Here is a 22,641-nt window from a genome sequence, read left to right as displayed (position 1 = left end):
ACCCGCTGCAGATCAGCGTTTTATACTAAATAAACATGAAAAACCAATACCCGCGTGGATTTTTATTTATTCACTGTGTCTAACATTATTTCACTGTTTTAGCGCGTCCCATTATTTTTGCACCATGCAAAGCTTCCCCCACAAATCCGTCGTAATCACAGGCGCCACATCCGGTATCGGAAAGGCGCTGGCCCTGGCGTTCCTTCGTGCAGGCGCAAACGTTTCCGTATGCGGGCGCAAAGAGGAAACCCTTCGCGCCTTGCAGGCCGAAGTGCCGGAGCTACATGTGTTCAAGGCGGACGTGAGCATCGAGGAAGATTGCAAGGCTTTTATCGGCAGCGTGCTGGAGAAGTTCGGGAAGATCGACATTCTCGTCAATAACGCCGGCATCAGCATGCGCGCCCTGTTCCGGGACGCTACGCCGGATGTGCTGAGAACGTTGATGGACATTAATTTCTGGGGCACTGTGTATTGTACCAAATACGCCCTCCCCTCCATCCTCGAGCAGAAAGGCACCGTTGTGGGCGTTAGCAGCATCGCAGGCTACCGCGGCTTGCCGGGAAGAACGGGTTATTCCGCTTCCAAGTTCGCCATGCAGGGGTTCCTCGAAGCGCTGCGGACCGAAAATCTGCATACAGGCGTCAACGTCATGTGGATCTGCCCGGGCTTTACGGCTTCCAATATCCGGAACACCGCGCTGGACAAAAGCGGCCATTCCCAAAAAGAAACACCGTTGGACGAGGGCAGCCTCATGAGCGCGGAAACCGTAGCCGCACACACGCTACGGGCCATCGCGAAACGAAAACGGACACTGGTATTGACTTCGCAGGGCAAGCTCACCGTTTTTCTCAGCAAACTGCTTCCGGGGTTGACAGACAAACTGGTCTTCAACCATTTCCGCAGGGAACCCGGCTCGCCCCTCTCCTGAAGCGTATGGCCCCGGTTTTGCACCGTTTGATTTAATTCCATTTTTTTCATCATTACACTGAAATAATGCCTTTCTTTGCAGGGATACTAAACCCCTGTAGAAAGCGCGACCGTTGAACTCATTATGCCCATCGTTACGCTGACATCAGACATTGGATTGCAGGATTACCTGACAGGCGCTATAAAAGGCCTGCTACTGCAGCATTGTCCGAATGCCCAGGTCGTAGACATCTCGCACCACATCTCCCCCTTCAACCTGCCGCAGGCTACCTACATCTGCCGCAGCGCTTTCCGTTATTACCCGAAAGACACCGTCCATTTAGTGCTCAATAACCTGTTCGACCGCAAATCGGACTTCATCCTCCTCGCGCGCCACCAGGGCCAGTACATCTGCTGCGCAGACAACGGGCTGCTCACCATGATCGCCGGCGGGATGCCGGAGGAAGTGTACCGCATCTCCCTCGAATCCGCCGAAATCCGAAACACCCTCGGCATCGTGACCGTCATGGCCCGCACCCTCGCCCGCCTCTTTGGCGGCGAAGCGCCCGGCCAATTCGGAACGCAGGCTTCGGAGATCGTCGTGAAGAACAACCTGCAACCTCTCACGGGTGAAGATTACATCGAAGGACAGATCCTCCATATCGATAATTTCGAGAACGTGGTGGTCAACATCACCCGCGAGCAGTTCCACGCCCAGCGGAACGGCCGCCGGTTCGCCATCTTCTTCCGTCGCGACGAAATGATCACCCAGCTCAGCGAAACCTATGCAGACGTGGCCGAGGGCCAGAAACTCGCGCTCTTCAACGCCGCCGGCTACCTCGAAATCGCCGTGAACAAGGGCAACGCAGCCGGGCTCTTCGGGCTCCAGGGCTTCCGCCGCGACCAGCTCCAGCAACAGGCTTACCAGCAACTTTCCTTCTACCAGACCGTCCGCATCCTGTTCGAATAACGATCCGTATCTTCGGCCGATGATCCGGATCGTTCAACTCACCTTCGCCGACGCCCATTGCGCCGCCTTCGAATCCCTGTTCGAAACCCTCCGCAGCGATATCCGCCAGTTTCCCGGATGCGCGCACCTCGAACTATGGAAAGACCGCTCCCGGCCCGGCGTGTACTGCACCTACAGCACCTGGTCCGGCCCCGACGCGCTGGACGCCTATCGCCACTCCGACCTGTTTGCCAACACCTGGGCCACCATAAAACCATGGTTCTCAGGTAAACCCGAGGCCTGGAGCCTCGACCGCATCGCATCCGCAAACGTGTGAATGTGTTAAAATATTTATAAAAAGTTAAAACTGTACCGGCGATTAGCTTAATTGCTTAGTTTTTCTATTTTTGTCGGAATTATCTAAAATCGACTTATGAATTTTAACAGGATTAATAACATTACAGGCTGGATCGTGTGTATCATCGCCTGTGCTGTTTATTTAATGACCATGGAAGCCACGGGAAGCCTGTGGGATTGCGGCGAGTTCATTTCCGCGGCCTATAAAGTACAGGTACCCCACCCCCCCGGCGCACCGATGTTCGTGCTGATCGGCCGGATTTTCACCCTGCCCTTCTCACCCGGCTCCGCAGCCCTCGGCATCAACATCATGAGCGCCCTTTCCAGCGGTTTCACCATCCTGTTCCTCTTCTGGACCATCACCCACTTCGCCCGCCGTATCTATACGCAGCACGGCGGCGAACTGAGCCGTAACCAACTGATCGTGGTAATGGGCGCCGGCGCCGTTGGTGCGCTGGCCTATACTTTCTCCGACTCCTTCTGGTTCTCCGCAGTGGAAGGCGAGGTATACGCCATGTCGTCCCTCTTCACCGCCGTGGTTTTCTGGGCCATGCTGAAATGGGAACATGCCGCGGATTCCGAGTACGGCGACCGCTGGATCGTACTGATCGCCTATATGATGGGCCTTTCCATCGGCGTCCACCTCCTCAACCTGCTCACCATCCCGGCCATGGTTCTGATCTGGTACTTCAGGAAAAGCAGGAAAACCACCGGCTGGGGCGCATTCTGGGCTTTCGTGGTCGGCTGTCTCATCACCGGTGCGGTACAGAAATTCGTTATCCAGGATACCATTAAGGTAGCCGGTATGATGGACGTTTACTTCGTGAACTCCCTCAGCCTGCCCTTCTTCTCCGGTTTCATCTTCTACTTCGTAGGTATACTCGCGCTGCTCGTGATCGGTTATTTCAAACCGAAAGTGGGCATGTACGCGCCCCTGATCCTCATCGCCACCGTAGTGCTCATCCCCGCCTTCCCCGAAGGCTCGGGCGGCGCGGCCCGCGCCGGCAGAGTGATCTTCGCTATCGCCATCCTGGCCATCCCTTACCTGGTGAAGGCTTTCGGCATCAAGATCGATTTTAACAAACTCAAACACCCCGTTCAGCTGGTAAATGCCTGCATTTTCTTCCTGCTGATGGGCTACTCCACTTACATCACCACCATGATCCGCTCTTCGGCCAACCCGACGGTGGACATGTACAACGTCGACAACCCGGTTTCCCTCGTGGGATACCTCGGTCGTGAACAATACGGCGATTTCCCCCTGATCTACGGACAGGTGTTCACCGCCCGCCCGGAATCCTACAAGGAAACCAACAACATCTACGCCCGTGCAGGCAACAAGTACATCGTAGCCGGTAAAAAACAGGTGCCGGTATACGCCCCGGCAGACATGATGCTGTTCCCCCGCGTATGGGACGCCTCCAACGACCAGGGCCACGCCGATTATTACAAAGCATTCCTGGGGCTGAGAGACGGGGAAAAACCTTCTTTCGGCGATAACATCCGCTTCTTCCTCGGGTACCAGGTTTGGCACATGTACATCCGTTACTTCGGATGGAACTTCATCGGCAAACAAAACGATACCCAGGGCTTCGGGAACCCGCGCGACGGGAATATGCTCTCCGGCATCACACCGCTGGACAATATCTTCCTCGGCGACCAGTCCGAAATGCCCGATAGCCTGAAAAATAACAAAGCGCACAATACCTTCTTCTTCCTGCCTTTCCTCCTCGGCCTGCTGGGCTTCCTGTTCCATTACAGTCGCCACCGGAAAGACGCGCTGATCGTAGGTTTGTTGTTCTTTTTCACCGGTATGGCCATTGTGCTGTACCTCAACCAGGCCGGCAACCAGCCGCGTGAACGTGACTACGCATACGTAGGCTCTTTCTACGCCTTCGCCATCTGGATCGGTTTGGGCGTGATGGGCATCTACAGCTTCTTCGAGAAGCGTAAATTCCCCGCAGCGGCTACCCTCGCCGTGGTGATCGGCCTCCTCGCCGCCCCCGTGCTCATGGCACAACAGGGCTGGGACGATCACGACCGTTCCAAAAAAGTGATCGCCCGCGATGTGGCCAAAGATTATCTCGAATCCTGCGCGCCCAACGCCATCCTGTTTACCGTGGGCGACAACGATACTTACCCGCTCTGGTACGCACAGGAAGTGGAAGGCATTCGCCCGGATATCCGCGTGATCAACCTCAGCCTCCTGGGCGTGGACTGGTACATCGACCAGGCCCGCAACGCCACCAACCAGAGCCCGGCCATCCCGATGACCCTCACGTCGGAACAATACCGCGGCGAAAACCGCAACTACGTGATGTTCTTCGACAACGGCAAGATCCCGCAAGACCGCTTCTACAACCTGAAAGAAGTGATCGCGTTCCTGGGAGACGATAGCGACAATGCCAAAGTGCCACTGAACACCGGCGAAAAAGTGAACTACCTGCCCACGCAGAAACTGTTCATCCCCGTGAATAAGGCCGCCGTACTGGCCAACGGTACGGTAGATGCCGCCGACAGCGCGCGCATCGAATCGCAGGTGCCGTTCGTCATCAGCAAACAGATGATCTTCAAAAACGATCTCGCCGTGTACGACATCATCGCTACCAACGAATGGAAGCGCCCGATCTACTTCACCTCGCCGATCGATCTTGGTTTCAACGACTTCCTGTCTGTAGAAGGCATGACCTACCGCCTGTCGCCCACCCGCCGCAACACGCCCGACCAGATGTTGCCCGGCCTGAACGACCAGGTGAACACCAAACGCACGTTCCAGACCATCATGGAGAAATTCCATTACGGCAGCGTAAACGTGCCCGATGTATATTTCGACGAGCCTAACCGCCGCATGCTCCAGACCATCCGTAACGCCCACACCAAACTGGCCGTTGCCCTGGTAAACGAAGGCAAGAAAGATCAGGCGCTGACCATCCTCAACCGCCAGGACACCATGTTCCTGCCCGGCAACATGCCTTACGCCATGACCTCGCCCGGTAACATGCACAACCTTTGGGGCATGGAAATCGTCTACGCTTACTACCTCGCCGGCGACGCGAAGAAAGCGCAGGACATCTCCGCACAGATCGTGAAGGACCTCGACCAGCAGATGCGCTACTACCGCGCCCTGCCGGCCTCCAAGTTCACCAACGACCTGCAGGACGATGCCCGCCGTGCCGAACAGTTCAAAGCCATGCTTCAGCAATGGCACCAGCAGTTCACTTCCGACAGCGCGAAGCTGCTCGAAGGCAACCAGCCCTTCGGCAACGCTCCTGCGCCTGCCCAGGATTCTCCGAAACCTTAATGAGATTTCCGATAATGAAAAAGCCGGTTAACGTTGTGTTGACCGGCTTTTTTGTTTTCACGGCCCAGGAGGTGCGGCGCGGCTGTTGTAAGGTAACCTTTTAGAAAGGTGGAAGGGTGAATTGCCGGTAGCTTGCCGGGGTTCCAGCGAAACGGGAAAGCTGGAGCCCATAGGCCCGGGCACAAAAAAACGCCGGACGGTCCCGCCCGGCGCTGCCAAAACAATCTATTTCCATCAGAGCTTCGAGATCATTTCCCGCACGTTCTTCACGCCTTCCGCGATCTCGGGCCAGTTACGGTCCCAATGATATTCATACTCCGCGCTGAAAACACCTTTGAAATTCTGCTTCTTCAGCTCCGCCAGCACACCGGGAATGTTGCAAACGCCCGTTCCCCAGGGCACGTCGTGGCCTTTGGGGCTTTTCTCGTGGAGGTCTTTGAAATGCAGGCTGAACACATGGCCGTTCAGTTTCTGGAGGCATTCTACCGGGTCGAGGCCGGAACGCACCCAATGGCCGATGTCCGCACAGGCGCCGAGGTATTTGCTGCGGCCCTGGATGTTAACCAGCACGCTGTCCGGATGCCAGTAATGGCTCGGTTTCGGGTGATCGTGGAACGCCACTTTGATCTTGTACTCGTCTGCCAGGCGGCTCAGCGCGTCCAGGTCGGCCAGGCGCGGTTCGGACGTGATGATCTGGATGCCCATCGCTTTGGCGAACTCGAACATCTGCTTCCATTCTTCCTCACCGTTCGGGGAAACGACGCCGTACGCCACGAGGGTCTTCTTTTTCTGCTTGAAGAGGTCTTTCACCTGCTGCCGCTTCGCCGCATCCATCTTGAAATCCATCTTCCCGTCGATACCGCCGCCGATGGTCTGCCCGTTATAGCATTCCACATACTGCAATTTGCAGGAATCGATGCGGTCGAGGGCTTCGGAAAGGGTGAACCGATTGAAGGAATACGCCTGCGCACCGAGCTTCCAGCCCAGTTTAGCCTCCTTCTTCTGCGCCAGTACCGGCTGCGCGAACATTAATGCCGCCGCGCCTAACAGCACCAGCGATTTTCTCATTGAGATCATAGACGTGTATTTTAAATATTGCCGTAAGTAAGCATTAGTGTACAAAATACACGGTACTTTCCAGATTTACAAGTCGTTACGGACAGACGGCCGTATTTCCCCATGTGATACGGCCATGACAAACGAATGCGTGTTTTGTTTTTCCGTAATTTAGTACGCTATGAAAGGGTTTATATTTACCCGTTTCAACCCGTCAGACGACAGCCAACCTTCGTTCGAAAAGCTGCTGGACCTATTTACCCAGCTGCTGACGTACACGAGCGGCGACGTATCGGAGGCCCTGCAATGGATGACCGAACTGGACAAGGAATATCAGCTGACCAGCGAGGAATACGGGATCGGGGATTTCATACAGGATTTGAAAGACAAGGGTTATATCCGGGACAATGAAGAAGAAGGCACCATTTCCATCACGGCCAAAACGGAACAATCGATCCGCAAACGCGCGCTGGAAGAAATTTTCGGGAAACTGAAGAAATCCCGCATCGGGGACCATAATATCCGCAAATCCGGCCAGGGCGACGAGCAGAACGCCGAAACCCGGCCCTACCTCTTCGGCGACGCGCTGGAGCAGATAGACATGACGGCTTCCATCCGCAATGCGCAGATCAACCACGGTATCGAGACGTTTTCCATGCAGCAGGACGATCTGGAGATCCGCGAAACGGATTTCAAGACGCAAACGTCGACCGTCCTCATGATCGACATCTCCCATTCCATGATCCTCTACGGCGAAGACCGCATCACGCCGGCCAAGAAAGTGGCCATGGCGCTCAGCGAGCTCATCACCACCCGGTATCCGAAGGATACGCTGGACATTATCGTGTTCGGGAACGACGCCTGGCAGATCGAGATCAAGGATTTGCCGTACCTGCAGGTCGGGCCGTTCCACACCAATACCGTGGCGGGGCTGGAACTGGCGATGGACCTCCTCCGCCGCAGGCGCAATCCCAACAAACAGATCTTCATGATCACCGACGGGAAGCCGACCTGCCTCAAACAGGGGAAACAGTATTATAAAAACAGCTTCGGGCTCGACAGGAAAATCCTCAACCGGACGCTCAACCTCGCCGCCCAATGCAAAAAACTGAAAATCCCCATCACCACCTTCATGGTAGCCACCGACCCGTGGCTGCAGCAATTCGTCAACGAATTCACGGAAACCAATAACGGTAAAGCATTTTTCTCCGGGACCGATAACCTGGGACAGTTCCTGTTCCACGATTTCGAGAGCGGGAAAAGGAAAAAGTTGTAAAGACATGGAACAAATCAAAACGCTCGGCGCACTAAAGAAGAGCGGACATCAGCAAAAGTCCGTCAAAGAAGAGATCAGACAGAACCTTATCGCCAAACTCAAAAGAAAGGAAGGCACTTTCCCGGGTATCATCGGGTACGACGATACCGTGATCCCCGACACCGAAAGGGCCCTGCTTTCCCGCCACAATATCCTCTTCCTCGGCCTTCGCGGACAGGCAAAAACACGTATGGCGCGGCAGATGGTCGATTTGCTCGACGAGTTCGTGCCCGTAGTGGCCGGATCGGAAGTCAACGATCACCCGTATGCGCCCCTCTCCCGCTACGCGCGCGACCTCGTCGCCAAAATGGGCGACGAAACGCCCATCGAATGGATCCCGCGGGAGGCGCGGTACGGCGAAAAGCTCGCCACGCCTGATGTTTCCGTAGCCGATCTCATCGGCGACGTAGACCCCATAAAGGCGGCGAATGAAAAACTCAGTTATGCCGACGAACGGGTGATCCATTTCGGGATCATTCCACGCTCGAACCGGGGGATCTTCGTCATCAACGAGCTGCCCGACCTGCAGGCGCGCATCCAGGTGGCGCTGTTCAACATCCTGCAGGAAGGGGATATACAGATCCGGGGGTTCAAAGTGAGAATGCCGCTCGACATGCTCTTCGTTTTCACCGCCAACCCGGAAGATTATACCAACCGCGGCTCCATCGTGACGCCGCTGAAAGACCGGATCGAAAGCCAGATCATCACCCATTACCCGAAAACGCTGGAAAACAGCTTGCTCATCACCGAACAGGAAGCCGCCGTGCATGAAGAGCAGCAAGGCAAAGTGACGATACCCGACCTGATCAAAAGGATCATCGAGCAAGTGGCGTTCGAGGCGCGGGGAAGTGAATATGTGGACAAGAAAAGCGGGGTTTCCGCCCGTTTGACCATCGCCGCGTTCGAAAATGCCGTGAGCTCCGCGGAACGGCGGACCCTCCTGCACAGCGAGCCCTCCACCTACGTCCGCATCAGCGACCTCCAAAGCATCGTTCCCGCCATCACCGGCAAGATCGAACTGGTGTACGAAGGCGAACAGGAAGGTCCGCTCCAGGTGGCCCTCAACCTGCTCGACAAAAGTCTCCGCACCACGTTCGCACAATATTTCCCCAACCCCGAAACCTTCAAGAAACGCAAGGCCGCCGGCGTGCAGGACGCCAATCCCTACCGCCCCATCATCCAGTGGTTCGACGCCGGCAATGCCCTCCAGTTGCTGCAGGACGCACCCGACAAGGAATACGCATCGGCATTGCAGCAGGTAACCGGGTTGAAGGAGCTGGTGGAAAAAATGTTCCCCAAAGCCAATAAAAAGGAACAACTGCTCCTCATGGAAATGGTACTCCACGGGCTGGCGGCGCATTCGCTGCTCAGCAAGAAATCTATCGGGAATGCCACCCGGTTTTCCGACCTGCTGGGTACCATGATGAATTTCAGTACAACAGAAGATCCGGAAGACGAAGAAGAAATTTAACGGGATTTTTTTTATATTGTCATCCTAACAGTTATTTTCTTTTCCACGTCAAAACATGAAAACATGCACAGAAGGAACTTTTTGTCCAGCACTTCCGCATTCCTGGCCGGATCGGCCCTGTTGCCCTCATCCCTCCGCGCGCTGGCTCCCAGCGACCGCGTCAATATCGCCGTTATCGGAGTGAACGGGATGGGCTGGAGCAACCTGAACGCCCTGTTGAAGCATCCTGAAGCCCATTGCGTTGCGCTCTGCGACGTAGACGAAAACGTCCTGAACAAGCGGGCCGGCGAATTGCAACAAAAAACCGGTAAAATGCCCGCACGCTATGGCGATTACCGCAAGCTGCTGGAAAGCAAGGACATAGACGCCGTGGTGATCGGCACGCCCGACCATTGGCACTGCCTGCAGATGGTAGATGCCGTGAGCGCCGGCAAAGACGTCTACGTCGAAAAACCCATCGGCAACTCGATCGCCGAGATCCGCGCCATGGTGAACGCCCAGGAGCGGACGGGGCGCGTGGTACAGGTGGGGCAATGGCAGCGCAGCATGGACCATTTCAACGACGCCATCGCCTACGTACATTCCGGGAAGCTCGGTAAGGTAAGACTGGTAAAGGTTTGGGCGTATATGGGATGGATGAAGCCCGTGCCCGTGGCGGCCAACGCCATGCCGCCGGCCGGTGTGGACTATAAAACCTGGCTCGGCCCCGCCCAGATGCGCGAATTCAACGCCAACCGCTTCCATTTCAACTTCCGCTGGTACTGGGATTACGCCGGCGGCCTCATGACCGACTGGGGCGTTCACCTCATCGATTACGCGCTGTACGGCATGAAAGCCTCCAACCCTAAAAGCGTGGTAGCCGCAGGCGGAAAATTCGCTTACCCCGACGATGCCGCCGAAACGCCCGACACCCTCACCGCCCTTTATGAGTTCGATGATTTCAACATGCAGTGGGAACACGCTACCGGCATCAACGGCGGCCCCTACGGCAGAGACCACGGCATCGCCTTCATCGGCAACAACGGCACGCTGGTACTGGATCGTGGCGGATGGGAAGTGATCGCGGAGAAAGACAAGATGGAAAGCATCAGCCGGATCAAGGCGAAGGACAACGGGTTGGACAAGCACACCAAAAACTGGCTGGAAGTCATCAAATCCCGCAAGCTGACCGATCTGCACTGCGACATCCGCACGGGCGCCAACGTGGCTACCAACGCGCAGATGGGCAACATCGCGTTCCGCACCGGGGAACGGATTTATTATCGTCCGTATGAAGGTAAATTCGACAATAAAAAAGCCAACGCCTTCATCACGCCCGAATACCACAACAATTACAAACTTCCCAAATAACCGACATGCAACGGATCACGAAACTCTTCCTCTGCGCAGCTTTCGCCGCGCCAGCATTATCCGCGGCTGCGCAAGACGCCAAACCGCAAGACACCGAAGTATGGGAGCCCGTGCCCCCGAAAGTTACGCCCGGAACGGCCACCACGGCCCCTTCTGACGCGATCGTGCTGTTCGACGGCAAGAACCTCGACAGCTGGGTGTCTGACAAAGACGGCAGCGCGGCGCCCTGGACCATCAAAGATGGTGCCCTCACCGTGGCGCCCGGCAAAGGCGGTATAAAAACCAAAGCTTCCTTCGGCGACTTCCAGCTGCATATCGAATGGCGCGCACCTTCCGTCGTGAAAGGCGAAGGCCAGGGCCGCGGCAACAGCGGCATTTTCCTGCAGGAACAATACGAATTGCAGGTGCTCGATAACTACAATAACAGGACGTATTCCAACGGCCAGGCCGGCAGCCTCTACAAACAGGCCATCCCCCTCGCCAACGCCTGCCTTCCTCCGGGCCAGTGGCAAACGTACGACGTGATCTATACCGCGCCCCGTTTCAAGGCAGACGGCACCGTGGAATCTCCCGCCCGCGTGACCGTTATCCACAATGGCGTGCTGGTACAGAACAATTACGCATTGCTCGGCAAAACGCTTTATATCGGCAAACCGTTCTATGAAAAGCACGGCGATCTGCCCATCGCATTACAAGATCACGGCGATCTGGTGAGCTACCGCAACATCTGGCTGCGCAAACTCTAATCCGCCTGTCAAATTTTCGAAGGCCCGATGCACTCCGCATCGGGCTTTTTCTTTATGTTTACGGCCACACACAAACTTCACCCTGTTGCCGAACAACGTTGTCGATATCAGTGCCACGTTACAGGAAGTGTCCAGAGGCGATGAAAACGCCTTCCGCGACCTCTTCCGCCAATATGCCGACCATCTCTATGCCTACATTTGGCAGCTGACGAAGTCGCGCGAGCTGGCGGAAGAAGTGGTGCAGGATATTTTCCTTCAGATATGGATCAGCCGCGAGGCGCTGGCCGGTGTCCGCAATTTCCGGAACTATCTTTTCGTGATCGCCCGGAACCATGCCCTGAACGCCATCAAAAAAATGATGCGGGAAAGGAAAAGGGCGATGGAGTGGGAAATGGCGCGGGGCGAAGCCGATACGCCACTTTCCCCGGAGCCCGATCTCGACATCGTGGAAGAAGCCATCCGCCAGTTGCCCTCCCAGCAGCAGAAAGCCTGGCTCCTGAGCCGGCGGCAGGGCAAGAAATACCATGAGATCGCCCGGGAAATGCAGCTCTCCCGCGAAACGGTCAAAAAGTACATCCAGTACGCTACGCAATCGATCGTCAGGTACGTGACCAGCCGCATAACTACGCTGCTTGCCATCTGCATTCTCCATTCCCTCTGAAAAAATTTCCGAAAATTCTTTGCCGGGCATAGCCCCTTTTTCTTTTTACCGTTGTCCCTATATATACCACTATGCAAACGAATCCGTCACAACTGCCCGAATTACTGGAACGCTGGATGAGCGGCCAGGCCAGCGAGGCCGAAAAGGAAGCTTTCTTCGAACTGCTCGACCGGCAGGGCGCGGACGTGCTGGCTCCCCACCTCCGCGATGCCTGGGAACAGCTCAGGCCCGGCCCGGCCATGACGGACGATACAAAAGATGCGATCGCAGACCGCATCCTGCACCGCCCGCAGTCGGCCCCCGTACGGCGCCTGGGCTGGTGGTATGCCGCCGCCGCCGTGCTGGCGCTCGCCATCGCCATTCCCCTCGGTTATCAGCTCTGGAAAGGGGATCAACCGGCCGATATAGCGGCGAACGGCCCTCACGACGTGGCCCCCGGAAAGGAAGGCGCCATCCTCACCCTGGCGGGCGGGCAGCAGATCATCCTCGATTCCCTCGGCAACGGCCTCGTGGCCAACCAGCAGGGGACCCGCATCACTTTGCAAAACGGTAGTCTTGCCTACGACGCCGCCGCCGCCAGCGAGATCACTTATAATACCATGACCACGCCCCGCGGGCGCAAGTTCCAGCTCGTTCTGCCCGACGGCACGAAGGTCTGGCTCAACGCCGCCTCTTCCCTCCGCTTCCCCACCGCCTTTTCCGGCGCCGAACGCCGTGTGGAAATGACCGGCGAAGCGTATTTCGAAGTGGCCAAAGACGCGAAGCACCCTTTCTTCGCGAGCATCGGCGGCGGAACGGACGTACAGGCGCTGGGCACCGCGTTCAATATTCATGCGTATGAAGACGAGCCCCACATCCAGGCTACATTGCTGGAAGGCTCGGTGCGCGTGCGCAACACCACCGGCTCTCGGGTGCTCGTTCCCGGCCAGCAGGCCCGCATCGCGCAGGGAGGCGCCATGACGGTGCTGCAGCCCGACCTGGAGCAAGTGACCGCCTGGAAATCAGGGTTCTTCATCTTCCAGGGCGCACCGCTCCGCGACGTAATGCGGCAACTGGCCAGGTGGTACGATATCGACGTGATCTACGAAGGGAACGTGCCCGACCAGATCTTTGAAGGAGAACTGCCACAGTCGCTCCAGTTATCACAGGTAACAAGGATATTAACCAAAGTCAACATAAAATTCAGGATCGAAGAAGGCAACCGCCTGATCGTATTGCCGTAACAGTGAAATCGTAACAGCTAACTAAAGACAGCGAGATATTGCCATGTTAATACGCTCAAAAAAGCACCGTCGACGACGGTAAGGAGAACTATTGTCTGCCAGGAATAAAAAAAGGGAAGTGTTCGTACCACTTCCCCGGATAAGTTCAGGCAGATCGATAAAACGGCCCGTTGGAACAAGCTACTTATTTACTCCACCTTAAACCTTTACAAAAGTATGAATTTTTGGACTTTTTGTAAGTATGTCTTCCGTTGTCCGCAATGGAAGGCAGGCCAAAATCTATGTAAGGCGGGGCCCGGTTCCGGGAGGTACCGGAGCAGCCGCTTCACCACAATCGTGAATACGATGAAATTAACCGCCGCCTGTCTTTTTGCGGTCTGCATGCACGTCAGCGCAAAAAGCCTATCGCAAACGATCACGTTTTCCGGGAAAGACGTTCCCCTCGCCAGGGTGTTTGCCGCTGTGAAGAAGCAAACGGGTTTCGTTTTCTTCTACAACAAGAGCATCGTCCGCGATGGGGCCACCATCAGCATCAACGCCAGCAACCAGCCGCTGGAAAACTTCCTGAAGGAAGCCCTTCGCGGCCAGTTCCTAGAATATTCCATCGAAGACAAGGTGATCGTGATCTCCCGCAAACCGGTGGAATCGTTGCCGGATATGCCGCCGCCCATCAATATCACCGGCCGGATCACCGACGACCGCGGGCTTCCGCTGCCGGGGGTTTCCATCAAGGTGAAAGGCACCGGGCGCGGCGCCACCACGAATTCCGACGGGGTTTTCAGCATTTCCAACATCCCGGAAGATGCGTTCCTCATCATTTCCTACATCGGGTTCGAAACGCGGGAAGTGGCCGTCCAGGGCCGCACGGCGCTCGATCTGCAACTGGTCCCCGCCAGTAAAGACATCGAAGGCGTGACGGTGGTAGGATATTCCTCCAAGAACGTCAAATACCTGTCCAGCGCCGTGAGCACCGTTTCCCGCGAGAAGCTCCGCGACGTGACGAGCAACAGCCTTTCCAACCTCCTCCAGGGCAAGGCGCCCGGCGTAGTGGTGAGCTCCGGTTCCGGCGATCCGGCATCCGGCAACAGCGTTACCATCCGCGGACAGGGCACCCTGGCCGGCAACCCCTCCCCGCTCATGGTGGTAGACGGCAACATCGGCGGATCGTTCAACCCCTCCGACGTGGAATCCGTCACCATTCTCAAAGACGCCGCCGCAACGGGGCTCTACGGTTCCCGCGCCGCCAACGGCGTCATCATCGTTACCACCCGCCAGGGCCGCGCCGGCAAAACGCGCATCGAAGTGAACGCCGTCACCGGCTTCAACAAAGCCGATTTCGGGAAATTCAAACTGATGAACAGCCGCGAGCTGTACGACTACCAAAAAACGTTCACCACGCGGTCAGACACCGTCCTCAATACCGATACCGACTGGCTGGATATCGCCTTCCGCACCGCCATGACGCAAAGCTACACCCTGTCTGCATCGGGCGGCAGTGAAAAGACGCAGTTCTATACCGCGGGCACCTATTACAAGGAAGACGGCACGCTGCTGACCAACAGCAAATCCGCCTATAACTTCCGCGCCAACATCACCCACAAACTAAGCAGCAAAGTGAAACTGGCGGTCCTCATCAACGGCAGTTACGAAAAAGCCAACAACCACCACAGCAGCACGTTGTACGGCGCGTATACCAACCTGCCGTGGGACAAGCCCTACACCGCCGACGGCACCCCCCGCTTCGGCAGCGGCACCGGCTGGCTGGGGCGCGAGCAGCACAACTTTTTGTATTCGCTGCAGTATAACCAGTCGTTCAACCGCGCCATGACCTTCAACGGCGACCTGAACCTGGATTACGCCATCAACCGCCATTTCACGTTCAGCACATATAACCGCGCCAACATTTACAATTACAAATCCACCGAGTACTGGGACCAGCGGTCGAAAGAGGGTACGGCAGACAAGGGGTACCTGGCCCATAACATCAACTACAGCAACACGCTCCTCAGCTCCAACCGCCTCCGGTACGAAAACAGCTGGAGCGATCATAACCTGACCGTGCTCGGCGTGGCCGAAGCGGAGAAATTCTATGGCGACAACAACGGCATCGTCGGCCGCGGGCTACCCGCGGGGATGACGGCCATGAGCACCGCTACGGAAGCGAAATCCACGCCCACCGGCGGCCGCGACGAATACAGCTTCCAGAAATGGCTGGTGCAGGGCGATTACAATTTCGACAACCGGTATTTCTTCCTCGCGTCTTTCGTGCGGGATATCAGTTCCAAATTCGGCAACAACAATCCCGGCGGCAGCTTCTACCAGGTCGGCGCTTCCTGGATTCTGAGCAACGAGAATTTCCTCGCCGGCAACCGTACCATCTCTTTCCTGAAGCTGCGCGCGAGCCATGGCACCGTGGGCAATCCACCCATCCAGAACTACCAGGCGCTGGGGTTGTACCAGTACGACCAATCGGCCTCCTATGCCGGGCAGAGCGGATCGTTCCCCTTCCAGAAAGCCAATCCTGATCTCACCTGGGAAAAGATCAGGGTGAACAACCTGGGCGTGGAAGTGTCGTTCTTCAAAAGGATCGAGTTGAACGTGGACCTGTACGACAAACAGGCGAAATCCCTCCTCATGCTGCGCCCGCTGCCGCTCACGACCGGTTATACCAGCGTGATGGAAAACATCGGTTCGATGCGCAACCGCGGGATGGAGATCACCCTGAACACGAAGAACCTCGTCAACGGGTTCAAATGGGAAACTTCGCTCAACTTCGCGCTGAACCGCAACAAGGTGACAAAGCTGAACGGGAACGACAAGTTCGCCAGCCCCGGCACCAATCAGCCCGTGGGCCTCAACGAAGACGTCGACAAATGGTACATGCGTATCTGGGCCGGCGTAGACCCTGCCACCGGAGATCCGCTCTGGGAGCGCGTGGTGACCGACGCCGACGGCAAAACCTACCTCACCTACACCAACAGCTACAACGCCGCCACGCTGCAATATACCGGCACTTCCTCCGCGCCGAAATTCACCGGTGGCATGCTGAACACGTTTAGCTTCAAAGGGGTGTATATGAGCGCGTTCTTCAACTTCGTGTACGGGAACGAGGTGTTCAACAGCTCGCGCCAGTTCTTCGATTCGGACGGCATTTACGACAGCTACAACCAGATGGTACTGGCCGACGGCTGGAGCCGGTGGAGCAAGGCCGGAGACGTGGCCACCCATCCCAAACCCTTGCTGGGCGGCAACAAAGCGTCTAACGAGCCGTCATCGCGCTTCCTGGAAGACGGCAGCTACGTTCGCCTGCGCAACGTACAGATCGGGTACGACTTTCCCGCCGCGCTGCTGCAAAGGATCAAGATCGGCAGCATCCGCGTGTTCCTCAGCGGCGACAATCTCTGGACCGGCACCAGATTCTCCGGCATGGACCCCGAGGTTTCTTTCGTGAACGCAAACGGCTTTACCAAAGGCGTTTCCGGCACCAAGTACCCGATCAGCAAGAAAATATTACTGGGCGTAAACATCGGTTTCTAAAAATGAGAACAATGACATCAACATACCGCTTACTCCTGTTGGGCGTGCTGGCACTGAGCCTCGGCACCGCCTGCAAGAAAACCTTCGAGCCGTCGACCGCCAAGAACGAGGACGATGCGCTCAAAAACGAGGCGGACGTGAAATCTGCCACCATCGGCACCTACGCGGTGCTCAAAAACGCCGATTACGTGCGCTCCTTTCACTTTTTATCGGAATACCAGGGCGATAATATCGCGCAGGCCCAAACCTCCTCCGACGCGCTGTCTAACGCATACAGATATACGCATCTGGTGGATATGAGCCATGTAAACAACGTCTGGCGCCAATCGTACGGCGTGGTGAACGCCGCCAACAAGGTGATCGCCTTCACGCCCGACGGGGCTTCGGCCGGCATGAAGCAGCTGAAGGGTGAAAACCTGTACCTCCGCGCCATGATCTACTTCAACCTCGTCCGCATCTTCGGGCGGCCGTATACGCAGGGCAACGGTACCAACGAGGCTGTTCCCCTCATCCTGGAATCCACTACCACCGAGCTGCCGGCACGTAATTCCGTGAAGGAAGTTTACGACCAGGTGGTTGCTGACCTGCTCAAAGCCATTGACCTAATGACCGAAAGGAAAAGCAACAATTTCGCGTCGAAGGAAGTGGCGCAAGCACTCCTGGCCCGCGTGTATCTTTATATGGGCAACAACGCCAAAGCCATCGAATTCGCCAACCTTGTCATCAATTCCGGCCGCTACAGCCTGCTGACGGGCGACGCTTACAAGAATTACTTCCGCAGCGTGCCCGAAGACAACCGCGAAACCATTTTCTGCATCCGCCACACCAAGGCCGAGAACCGCGACTTCAGCGCCATCGGTTCCATGTACTTCAGCGAAGGCGGCCAGGGGCAAACCGGCTGGGGCGAGATTTACGCTTCCACCCAATACATGGCCCTGCTCGACCAGCAGCCTACCGACCTCCGGCATGCCTTCATTTCGCCGTACACGAACGCCAGCGGCGTGCTGGGCTGGCCATACACCGTACCCGTGGCGGATATCCGGATGAACACGCGCCTCAATCCCAACACGCCCATGTACTACATCAACAAGTACAATTACCAGGAAGGCCTGGTGAACCTCAGCTCGCCCGTGTACCTGCGGCTGGCAGAGATGTACCTCATCCGCGCGGAAGCGAATGCCAAACAGGGTGGCGCCGGGCTGCAGCTGGCGGTAGACGATCTGAACGGGTTGCGCCAGCGCGCAGGGCTTTCCGGCGCGGGTTTACATACCCTCGCCAGTCTGGCCCTGGCCGGCAAATCCGTACTGGATGCAGTACTGGAGGAAAGACAGCTGGAGCTCGCGTTCGAGGGGCACCGGGCCTACGATCTGTTCCGGAACAACCGCCCGCTGGAAAGGAACTACCCCGGCACGCATTCCCTCAACAACACGCCCAGCACCAACATCCAGCAAACCATCCTGCCCTCCGATAACCGGGTGATCTATTTCATCCCCAACCGCGAGCGCCTGGTGAACCCGAACCTCACCCAAAATCCGTAAAGCATGAAACCATCAATTCTCTATCTATATCTCATGGCATGTATCGCGGCGGCAGGATGCGGCAAGGCCGACGCCGTTTTCTTCCAGGACAAATCCACCGTGATGAAAGCCGACCGCACCGGCTGGAGCGCTACCGCTTCCAGCGAGGAAACCACTTGCGAAACCGCAACGGCCAACCTCGTGCTCGACGGCAAAACCGCCACTTACTGGAGCTCGCAAGGTTGCCCGACCGTATTGCCTTACCCGCATTCCATCACCGTCGACATGAAAACCGCCATCCATCTCGTGACGATCGACATCATTGCCCGGCAGAACGACGCCAACGGGATGACGCGCTTCAAGCTGGAAGGCAGTACCGACGGCAATGCATGGACGTTGCTCAAAGACAATCTCGCCTTCGTGCCCACCACGCGTACCGCCCAAAGCTTTCCCGTGCCCTCTTCCGGCACGTACCGGTACCTGCGGCTCACCGCGCTGGCCGGGCCTATCCAGAAAGCCTTCCTGTCGGAAATAGAAGTGTACACAACTAAATAAGAATTCTACTGCCAACGGTAGATGCTACTCTGAACCCCCGAAGCCCGTGACGCGCAAGCGCACGGGCTTCCTCATTCCCGCCCTCGCGATGTGGGTGTTGGTAGCGAGATAACCCGCCAGTCGGGACGATGCCATGCACAAAGATTGAAAGTGCTGCAAAGATTCGGCATGGAAAATTCCGGGAATTTTACCCGGGAAAGGGAATCAAGCATGAATTTTGCGCGGCACTGCTGCCGGAATACGGCATCGTACTGCGAAATACAACCAAATTCCCGATAATACGTTGTTTGAAATTGGGATGGGTGAACGGGGCGACCGGGCGTGCAGTTTGGGGGGGACGGGGAAGTTCCGGAAAAACAAAACCCGCCATGAAGGCGGGTTTCAGATGATCCTGAGGTACCGAGCGGATTCGAACCGCTGTACGAGGTTTTGCAGACCTCTGCCTAGCCTCTCGGCCACGGTACCTTGTTTTTTGTTCCCATCCGTTTTTGATGGACTGCAAAAGTAGTAAATTTTAGATATTTGCCAAATCTGATTACAAGATATTTCTTTACGGAATAAAAAAAATCGATTTATGTCAACAGGAATTGCCGCATCAGAACTGATTCTCAACGCCCGCGGGGCGGTTTACCATTTGGATGTAAGGCCCGAAGAAATCGCGCACACCATCATCACCGTGGGCGATCCTGACCGGGTGGCGAACGTCAGCAAACATTTCGACCGGATGGAAGGGCAATTCCGGCACCGCGAGTTCGTCACCCACACCGGGTATGTCGGCAATACCCGGATCTCGGTGGTGTCTACCGGTATCGGTACAGACAATATCGACATCGTTCTCAACGAACTGGACGCCCTGGTGAACATCGATTTCGAAACCCGGCAGGTCAAAGACTCGCTCACCAGCCTGCGGATCGTGCGGCTGGGAACGTCTGGCTCATTGCAGGAACATATCCCGGTCGATGGTTTCGTGGCTTCGTCGCACGCCATCGGGCTCGATAACCTGCTGCCTTATTATACCTGGCACAATACGCCCGAGGAGCTCCAGCTCCTGGAAGCTTTCCGCGGGCAGGTGCGCCTGCAGCCCCATGCGGCCCGGCCTTACCTGTTCGAGGCCGCGCCGGAATTACTGGGGCTTTTCGGCGAAGGGTTCCATTCGGGCATCACCGTTACCTGCCCGGGATTCTACGCCCCGCAGGGCCGCCAGCTCCGCGGTGCACTCTCCCATCCCGAGCTGATCGACCAGCTCGGCAGGTTCACCTTCGAAAACCAGCGCATCACCAACTTCGAAATGGAAACCTCGGGGATATACGGCCTGGGGCGCGTTTTCGGGCACCGTTGCCTCTCGCTGAGCGCCATCGTGGCCAATCGCGTCAGGGGAGAATTCAGCGCAGACGGGAACGCCGCCGTGGAAAAACTCATTACCACCGCCCTTCCTATCATCGCCGCTTGAATCCCTCCGCAACAATGTGTAACTTTGCTCCATCATGCAGATCCATTTCTATAAATACCAGGGAACAGGGAACGATTTCGTGATCGTGGACAACCGTTCCGGCGAATATTCCGGCCTCACGACCGAACAGATCGAACATTTGTGCGACCGCCGCTTCGGCATCGGGGCAGACGGGCTTATGATGCTGGAAAACCAGGACGGGTACGACTTCCGGATGAAATACCACAATTCCGACGGCCGCGAAGGCAGCATGTGCGGCAATGGCGGCAGGTGCCTCACCGCGTTCGCCCGGAACATGGGTATTATAGGGGATACGCTCCGGTTCATCGCGTCGGACGGCGAGCATGACGCCAAATTCCGCGACAACGGCTGGGTGGAACTGAAGATGAAGGATGTGGACCAGGTGGAGATCGGGAACAATTATTTCTACCTCAATACCGGTTCCCCGCACTTCGTACGCTTCGTGACCGATATCCAGGAAGTGGACGTGTACGAGGAAGGGCGGGGCATCCGCTACAACGAGCGCTTCGCCGCGGTAGGCACCAACGTCAACTTCGTGCAGGAAACCGACCAGGGCATTTTCGTGCGCACCTATGAGCGGGGCGTGGAAGACGAAACCTATTCCTGCGGCACCGGGGTAACCGCCGCCGCCCTCACCGCCGCCCCCGGCGAAGCCGGACAGTACGCCATTCCCGTGGAAACCCTCGGCGGCCACCTGGAAGTCAGGTACCTGCGGACGGGCGAGCGCAGCTTCGAGGACATCTGGCTCTGCGGCCCCGCCACGCCTGTATTTGAAGGAAATATTAAAATTTAGGCCGCCCGCTTTTGGTAAATTAATTCCGTTACCTTTGCGCCCGGATGATCCAGTACTTCATAAATATCGATGCCCGTACGGTGGAAATCAAGGAGCCGGATAACGGCGCCTGGGTGAATATTACCCCGCCGTTGAAACAATCCGAGTTCGAACAGCTGTCGGAAAGCCTCGATATACCGCTGGACTTTTTGACCGACTCGCTGGATATCGACGAAAAAAGCCGTTTCGAGCTGGAAGACAATGTGAAGCTCATCGTTCTCAAGACCCCCACAGAAAATAACTCCATCAACGAAAGCGACAGCTACTACATCACGATCCCCATCGTGATCATCCTCACCCACAACCAGATCGTAACCGTCAATTCGTTCGACAACGCCGCCATCAAGAAATTCCTCAACACCTTCCACAACCGCCATCCCGAAAAGCGGAACATGATGGTGCTGAAGATCTTCGAGAAAGTGGTCATGAACTTCCTCGATTACCTCAAGGAAATCAACCAGCGCCGCAATTTGCTCGAACAGAAACTCTACGATTCCAACCGGAACGAGGAACTGCTGTACCTCATGCGCATCCAGAAATCCCTCGTATACTTCGTCACCGCCCTTCGCAGCAACGAACTGCTGCTCATGAAGCTGGAACGCACCAACTTCCTCGGCCTCAACGAAGACGAAAAGGAATTCCTGCACGACCTGATCGTAGACACTTCCCAGGCATTGGAAATGGCCAATATCTACACCAATATCCTTTCCTCGACCATGGACGCGTTTGCGAGCATCATCTCCAACAACCTCAACTTCGTGATGAAACGCCTCACGTCCATCACGATCGTGCTCACGCTGCCCGTACTCGTAGCCAGCATTTACGGCATGAACGTGGAAATCCCCTACGCCCATTCCAAATACAGTTTCTACATCCCCGTAACGATCGCCATTATCACGGCCATCGTCATGAGCTGGTACTTCATGAAGAAAAAGTGGTTCTAGTATTTTGATTTGACGATATCCGCCAGCACCTTGTCGATCGGCAGGGTGACCGCCTGTGCCGAAAATTCGTCCCAATCCACCCATCTAACGCCCTCCACCTGGTCTGCCCCTTCCGGGATATCGAACCCGAATGGCTCCTCCAGCAAAGGCGCCACGAACGGCGACACCGGTTTTACGAGATAGTAAATGGAAATGATCTGATTGGTATTGTCGAACGCCGAAATCTGGAAAAAATCGGTGGTATAGATATGCTCCACCACTTCCACATCCTGCCGCAGCTCTTCCTGCCATTCCCTCACCATGCATTCCAGCGTTCCTTCGCCGAACTCGAGGCCGCCGCCGGGGAACTTGGTGTAATAACCGCCGCGGATGTACTCGTCGCTCACGAGTACCTGTTTCTTTTCATTGATCATGATGCCGTATACACGGACCGTAAACTGAGGCATTTTG

Annotated in this window: 18 protein-coding genes and 1 tRNA gene; 16 read left to right on the top strand and 3 right to left on the bottom strand. The window is 56.4% G+C overall.

What is annotated here, in order from left to right:
• The first annotated feature begins 124 nt into the window (after positions 1 to 124).
• The 4 genes from EJ361_RS14965 to EJ361_RS14950 all read left to right on the top strand — a co-directional run bounded on the left by EJ361_RS14965 (position 125) and on the right by EJ361_RS14950 (position 5,513).
• Entirely contained in the window at positions 125 to 928 is an 804-nt protein-coding gene (locus EJ361_RS14965; RefSeq protein ID WP_126246434.1) for an SDR family oxidoreductase, read from the top strand.
• Positions 929 to 1,051: 123 nt separating this feature from the next.
• On the top strand, positions 1,052 to 1,876 hold the full coding sequence (locus EJ361_RS14960; RefSeq protein ID WP_126246433.1) for an SAM hydrolase/SAM-dependent halogenase family protein: 825 nt from the start codon (positions 1,052 to 1,054) through the stop codon (positions 1,874 to 1,876).
• Positions 1,877 to 1,895: 19 nt separating this feature from the next.
• Positions 1,896 to 2,192, top strand: a complete 297-nt coding sequence (locus EJ361_RS14955; protein ID WP_126246432.1) for a putative quinol monooxygenase — start codon at positions 1,896 to 1,898, stop codon at positions 2,190 to 2,192.
• 96 nt (positions 2,193 to 2,288) lie between these two features.
• Positions 2,289 to 5,513, top strand: coding sequence for a glycosyltransferase family 117 protein (locus EJ361_RS14950; protein ID WP_126246431.1), 3,225 nt, complete (start codon positions 2,289 to 2,291; stop codon positions 5,511 to 5,513).
• 234 nt (positions 5,514 to 5,747) lie between these two features.
• Here EJ361_RS14950 and EJ361_RS14945 read toward each other — a convergent pair whose 3' ends face one another.
• A complete protein-coding gene (locus EJ361_RS14945) occupies positions 5,748 to 6,590 on the bottom strand; it encodes a sugar phosphate isomerase/epimerase family protein (protein ID WP_205687013.1) in 843 nt (280 codons plus the stop codon).
• 160 nt (positions 6,591 to 6,750) lie between these two features.
• On the opposite strand from EJ361_RS14945, the gene EJ361_RS14940 reads away from it, so the two are divergent.
• From EJ361_RS14940 to EJ361_RS14900, 9 genes are all read left to right on the top strand, one after another.
• Positions 6,751 to 7,845: a vWA domain-containing protein gene (locus EJ361_RS14940; protein WP_126246430.1), complete on the top strand. Its 1,095-nt coding sequence runs from the start codon at positions 6,751 to 6,753 to the stop codon at positions 7,843 to 7,845.
• Between the two features lie 4 nt (positions 7,846 to 7,849).
• Positions 7,850 to 9,355 (top strand): sigma 54-interacting transcriptional regulator, encoded by a 1,506-nt coding sequence (locus EJ361_RS14935; protein WP_126246429.1) that lies wholly within the window; start codon positions 7,850 to 7,852, stop codon positions 9,353 to 9,355.
• A gap of 63 nt (positions 9,356 to 9,418) precedes the next feature.
• Positions 9,419 to 10,705, top strand: coding sequence for a Gfo/Idh/MocA family protein (locus EJ361_RS14930; protein ID WP_126246428.1), 1,287 nt, complete (start codon positions 9,419 to 9,421; stop codon positions 10,703 to 10,705).
• A gap of 5 nt (positions 10,706 to 10,710) precedes the next feature.
• Positions 10,711 to 11,451, top strand: coding sequence for a 3-keto-disaccharide hydrolase (locus EJ361_RS14925; protein WP_126246427.1), 741 nt, complete (start codon positions 10,711 to 10,713; stop codon positions 11,449 to 11,451).
• 85 nt (positions 11,452 to 11,536) lie between these two features.
• Positions 11,537 to 12,112 carry a sigma-70 family RNA polymerase sigma factor gene (locus EJ361_RS14920; protein WP_164714256.1) on the top strand — a complete coding sequence of 192 codons (576 nt, stop codon included), beginning with the start codon at positions 11,537 to 11,539 and terminating at the stop codon, positions 12,110 to 12,112.
• Positions 12,113 to 12,183: 71 nt separating this feature from the next.
• Positions 12,184 to 13,335, top strand: a complete 1,152-nt coding sequence (locus tag EJ361_RS14915) for a FecR family protein (protein WP_126246425.1) — start codon at positions 12,184 to 12,186, stop codon at positions 13,333 to 13,335.
• A 345-nt stretch (positions 13,336 to 13,680) separates the two neighbouring features.
• A complete protein-coding gene (locus tag EJ361_RS14910; RefSeq protein ID WP_164714255.1) occupies positions 13,681 to 16,872 on the top strand; it encodes a SusC/RagA family TonB-linked outer membrane protein in 3,192 nt (1,063 codons plus the stop codon).
• 11 nt (positions 16,873 to 16,883) lie between these two features.
• Entirely contained in the window at positions 16,884 to 18,410 is a 1,527-nt protein-coding gene (locus EJ361_RS14905) for a RagB/SusD family nutrient uptake outer membrane protein (RefSeq protein WP_164714254.1), read from the top strand.
• Between the two features lie 3 nt (positions 18,411 to 18,413).
• On the top strand, positions 18,414 to 18,944 hold the full coding sequence (locus tag EJ361_RS14900) for a discoidin domain-containing protein (RefSeq protein ID WP_126246422.1): 531 nt from the start codon (positions 18,414 to 18,416) through the stop codon (positions 18,942 to 18,944).
• A gap of 394 nt (positions 18,945 to 19,338) precedes the next feature.
• On the opposite strand, the gene EJ361_RS14895 is transcribed toward EJ361_RS14900, so the two are convergent.
• A tRNA-Cys gene (locus EJ361_RS14895) sits at positions 19,339 to 19,409 on the bottom strand.
• Positions 19,410 to 19,518: 109 nt separating this feature from the next.
• Between EJ361_RS14895 and EJ361_RS14890 the strand changes: the two genes are divergently transcribed.
• From EJ361_RS14890 to EJ361_RS14880, 3 genes are read left to right on the top strand one after another with little or no spacing between them, the layout of a single operon-like run.
• A complete protein-coding gene (locus EJ361_RS14890) occupies positions 19,519 to 20,394 on the top strand; it encodes a nucleoside phosphorylase (protein WP_126246421.1) in 876 nt (291 codons plus the stop codon).
• A 34-nt stretch (positions 20,395 to 20,428) separates the two neighbouring features.
• On the top strand, positions 20,429 to 21,208 hold the full coding sequence (gene dapF / locus EJ361_RS14885) for a diaminopimelate epimerase (RefSeq protein WP_126246420.1): 780 nt from the start codon (positions 20,429 to 20,431) through the stop codon (positions 21,206 to 21,208).
• A gap of 44 nt (positions 21,209 to 21,252) precedes the next feature.
• Positions 21,253 to 22,191, top strand: a complete 939-nt coding sequence (locus EJ361_RS14880; protein WP_126246419.1) for a magnesium transporter CorA family protein — start codon at positions 21,253 to 21,255, stop codon at positions 22,189 to 22,191.
• On the opposite strand, the gene EJ361_RS14875 is transcribed toward EJ361_RS14880, so the two are convergent.
• Positions 22,188 to 22,637, bottom strand: coding sequence for an NUDIX domain-containing protein (locus EJ361_RS14875; protein ID WP_126246418.1), 450 nt, complete (start codon positions 22,635 to 22,637; stop codon positions 22,188 to 22,190). The genes EJ361_RS14880 and EJ361_RS14875 overlap by 4 nt on opposite strands.
• Positions 22,638 to 22,641: the final 4 nt, after the last annotated feature.

It is taken from the genome of Chitinophaga rhizosphaerae (genome assembly GCF_003958645.1).
GTDB classification, from domain to species: Bacteria; Bacteroidota; Bacteroidia; order Chitinophagales; family Chitinophagaceae; genus Chitinophaga; species Chitinophaga rhizosphaerae.
The sequence above is the reverse complement of the archived record's forward strand: the minus strand, read 5'-3'. Positions and strand labels throughout refer to the sequence as shown.

Excerpts from the sequence above, each read along its gene's own strand:
- EJ361_RS14965 (WP_126246434.1), top strand. The coding sequence starts at position 125 with ATGCAAAGCTTCCCCCACAAATCCGTCGTAATCACAGGCGCCACATCC.
- EJ361_RS14960 (WP_126246433.1), top strand. The coding sequence starts at position 1,052 with ATGCCCATCGTTACGCTGACATCAGACATTGGATTGCAGGATTACCTG.
- EJ361_RS14955 (WP_126246432.1), top strand. The coding sequence starts at position 1,896 with ATGATCCGGATCGTTCAACTCACCTTCGCCGACGCCCATTGCGCCGCC.
- EJ361_RS14950 (WP_126246431.1), top strand. The coding sequence starts at position 2,289 with ATGAATTTTAACAGGATTAATAACATTACAGGCTGGATCGTGTGTATC.
- EJ361_RS14945 (WP_205687013.1), bottom strand. The coding sequence starts at position 6,590 with ATGATCTCAATGAGAAAATCGCTGGTGCTGTTAGGCGCGGCGGCATTA.
- EJ361_RS14940 (WP_126246430.1), top strand. The coding sequence starts at position 6,751 with ATGAAAGGGTTTATATTTACCCGTTTCAACCCGTCAGACGACAGCCAA.
- EJ361_RS14935 (WP_126246429.1), top strand. The coding sequence starts at position 7,850 with ATGGAACAAATCAAAACGCTCGGCGCACTAAAGAAGAGCGGACATCAG.
- EJ361_RS14930 (WP_126246428.1), top strand. The coding sequence starts at position 9,419 with ATGCACAGAAGGAACTTTTTGTCCAGCACTTCCGCATTCCTGGCCGGA.
- EJ361_RS14925 (WP_126246427.1), top strand. The coding sequence starts at position 10,711 with ATGCAACGGATCACGAAACTCTTCCTCTGCGCAGCTTTCGCCGCGCCA.
- EJ361_RS14915 (WP_126246425.1), top strand. The coding sequence starts at position 12,184 with ATGCAAACGAATCCGTCACAACTGCCCGAATTACTGGAACGCTGGATG.
- EJ361_RS14910 (WP_164714255.1), top strand. The coding sequence starts at position 13,681 with ATGAAATTAACCGCCGCCTGTCTTTTTGCGGTCTGCATGCACGTCAGC.
- EJ361_RS14905 (WP_164714254.1), top strand. The coding sequence starts at position 16,884 with ATGACATCAACATACCGCTTACTCCTGTTGGGCGTGCTGGCACTGAGC.
- EJ361_RS14900 (WP_126246422.1), top strand. The coding sequence starts at position 18,414 with ATGAAACCATCAATTCTCTATCTATATCTCATGGCATGTATCGCGGCG.
- EJ361_RS14890 (WP_126246421.1), top strand. The coding sequence starts at position 19,519 with ATGTCAACAGGAATTGCCGCATCAGAACTGATTCTCAACGCCCGCGGG.
- dapF (WP_126246420.1), top strand. The coding sequence starts at position 20,429 with ATGCAGATCCATTTCTATAAATACCAGGGAACAGGGAACGATTTCGTG.
- EJ361_RS14880 (WP_126246419.1), top strand. The coding sequence starts at position 21,253 with ATGATCCAGTACTTCATAAATATCGATGCCCGTACGGTGGAAATCAAG.
- EJ361_RS14875 (WP_126246418.1), bottom strand. The coding sequence starts at position 22,637 with ATGCCTCAGTTTACGGTCCGTGTATACGGCATCATGATCAATGAAAAG.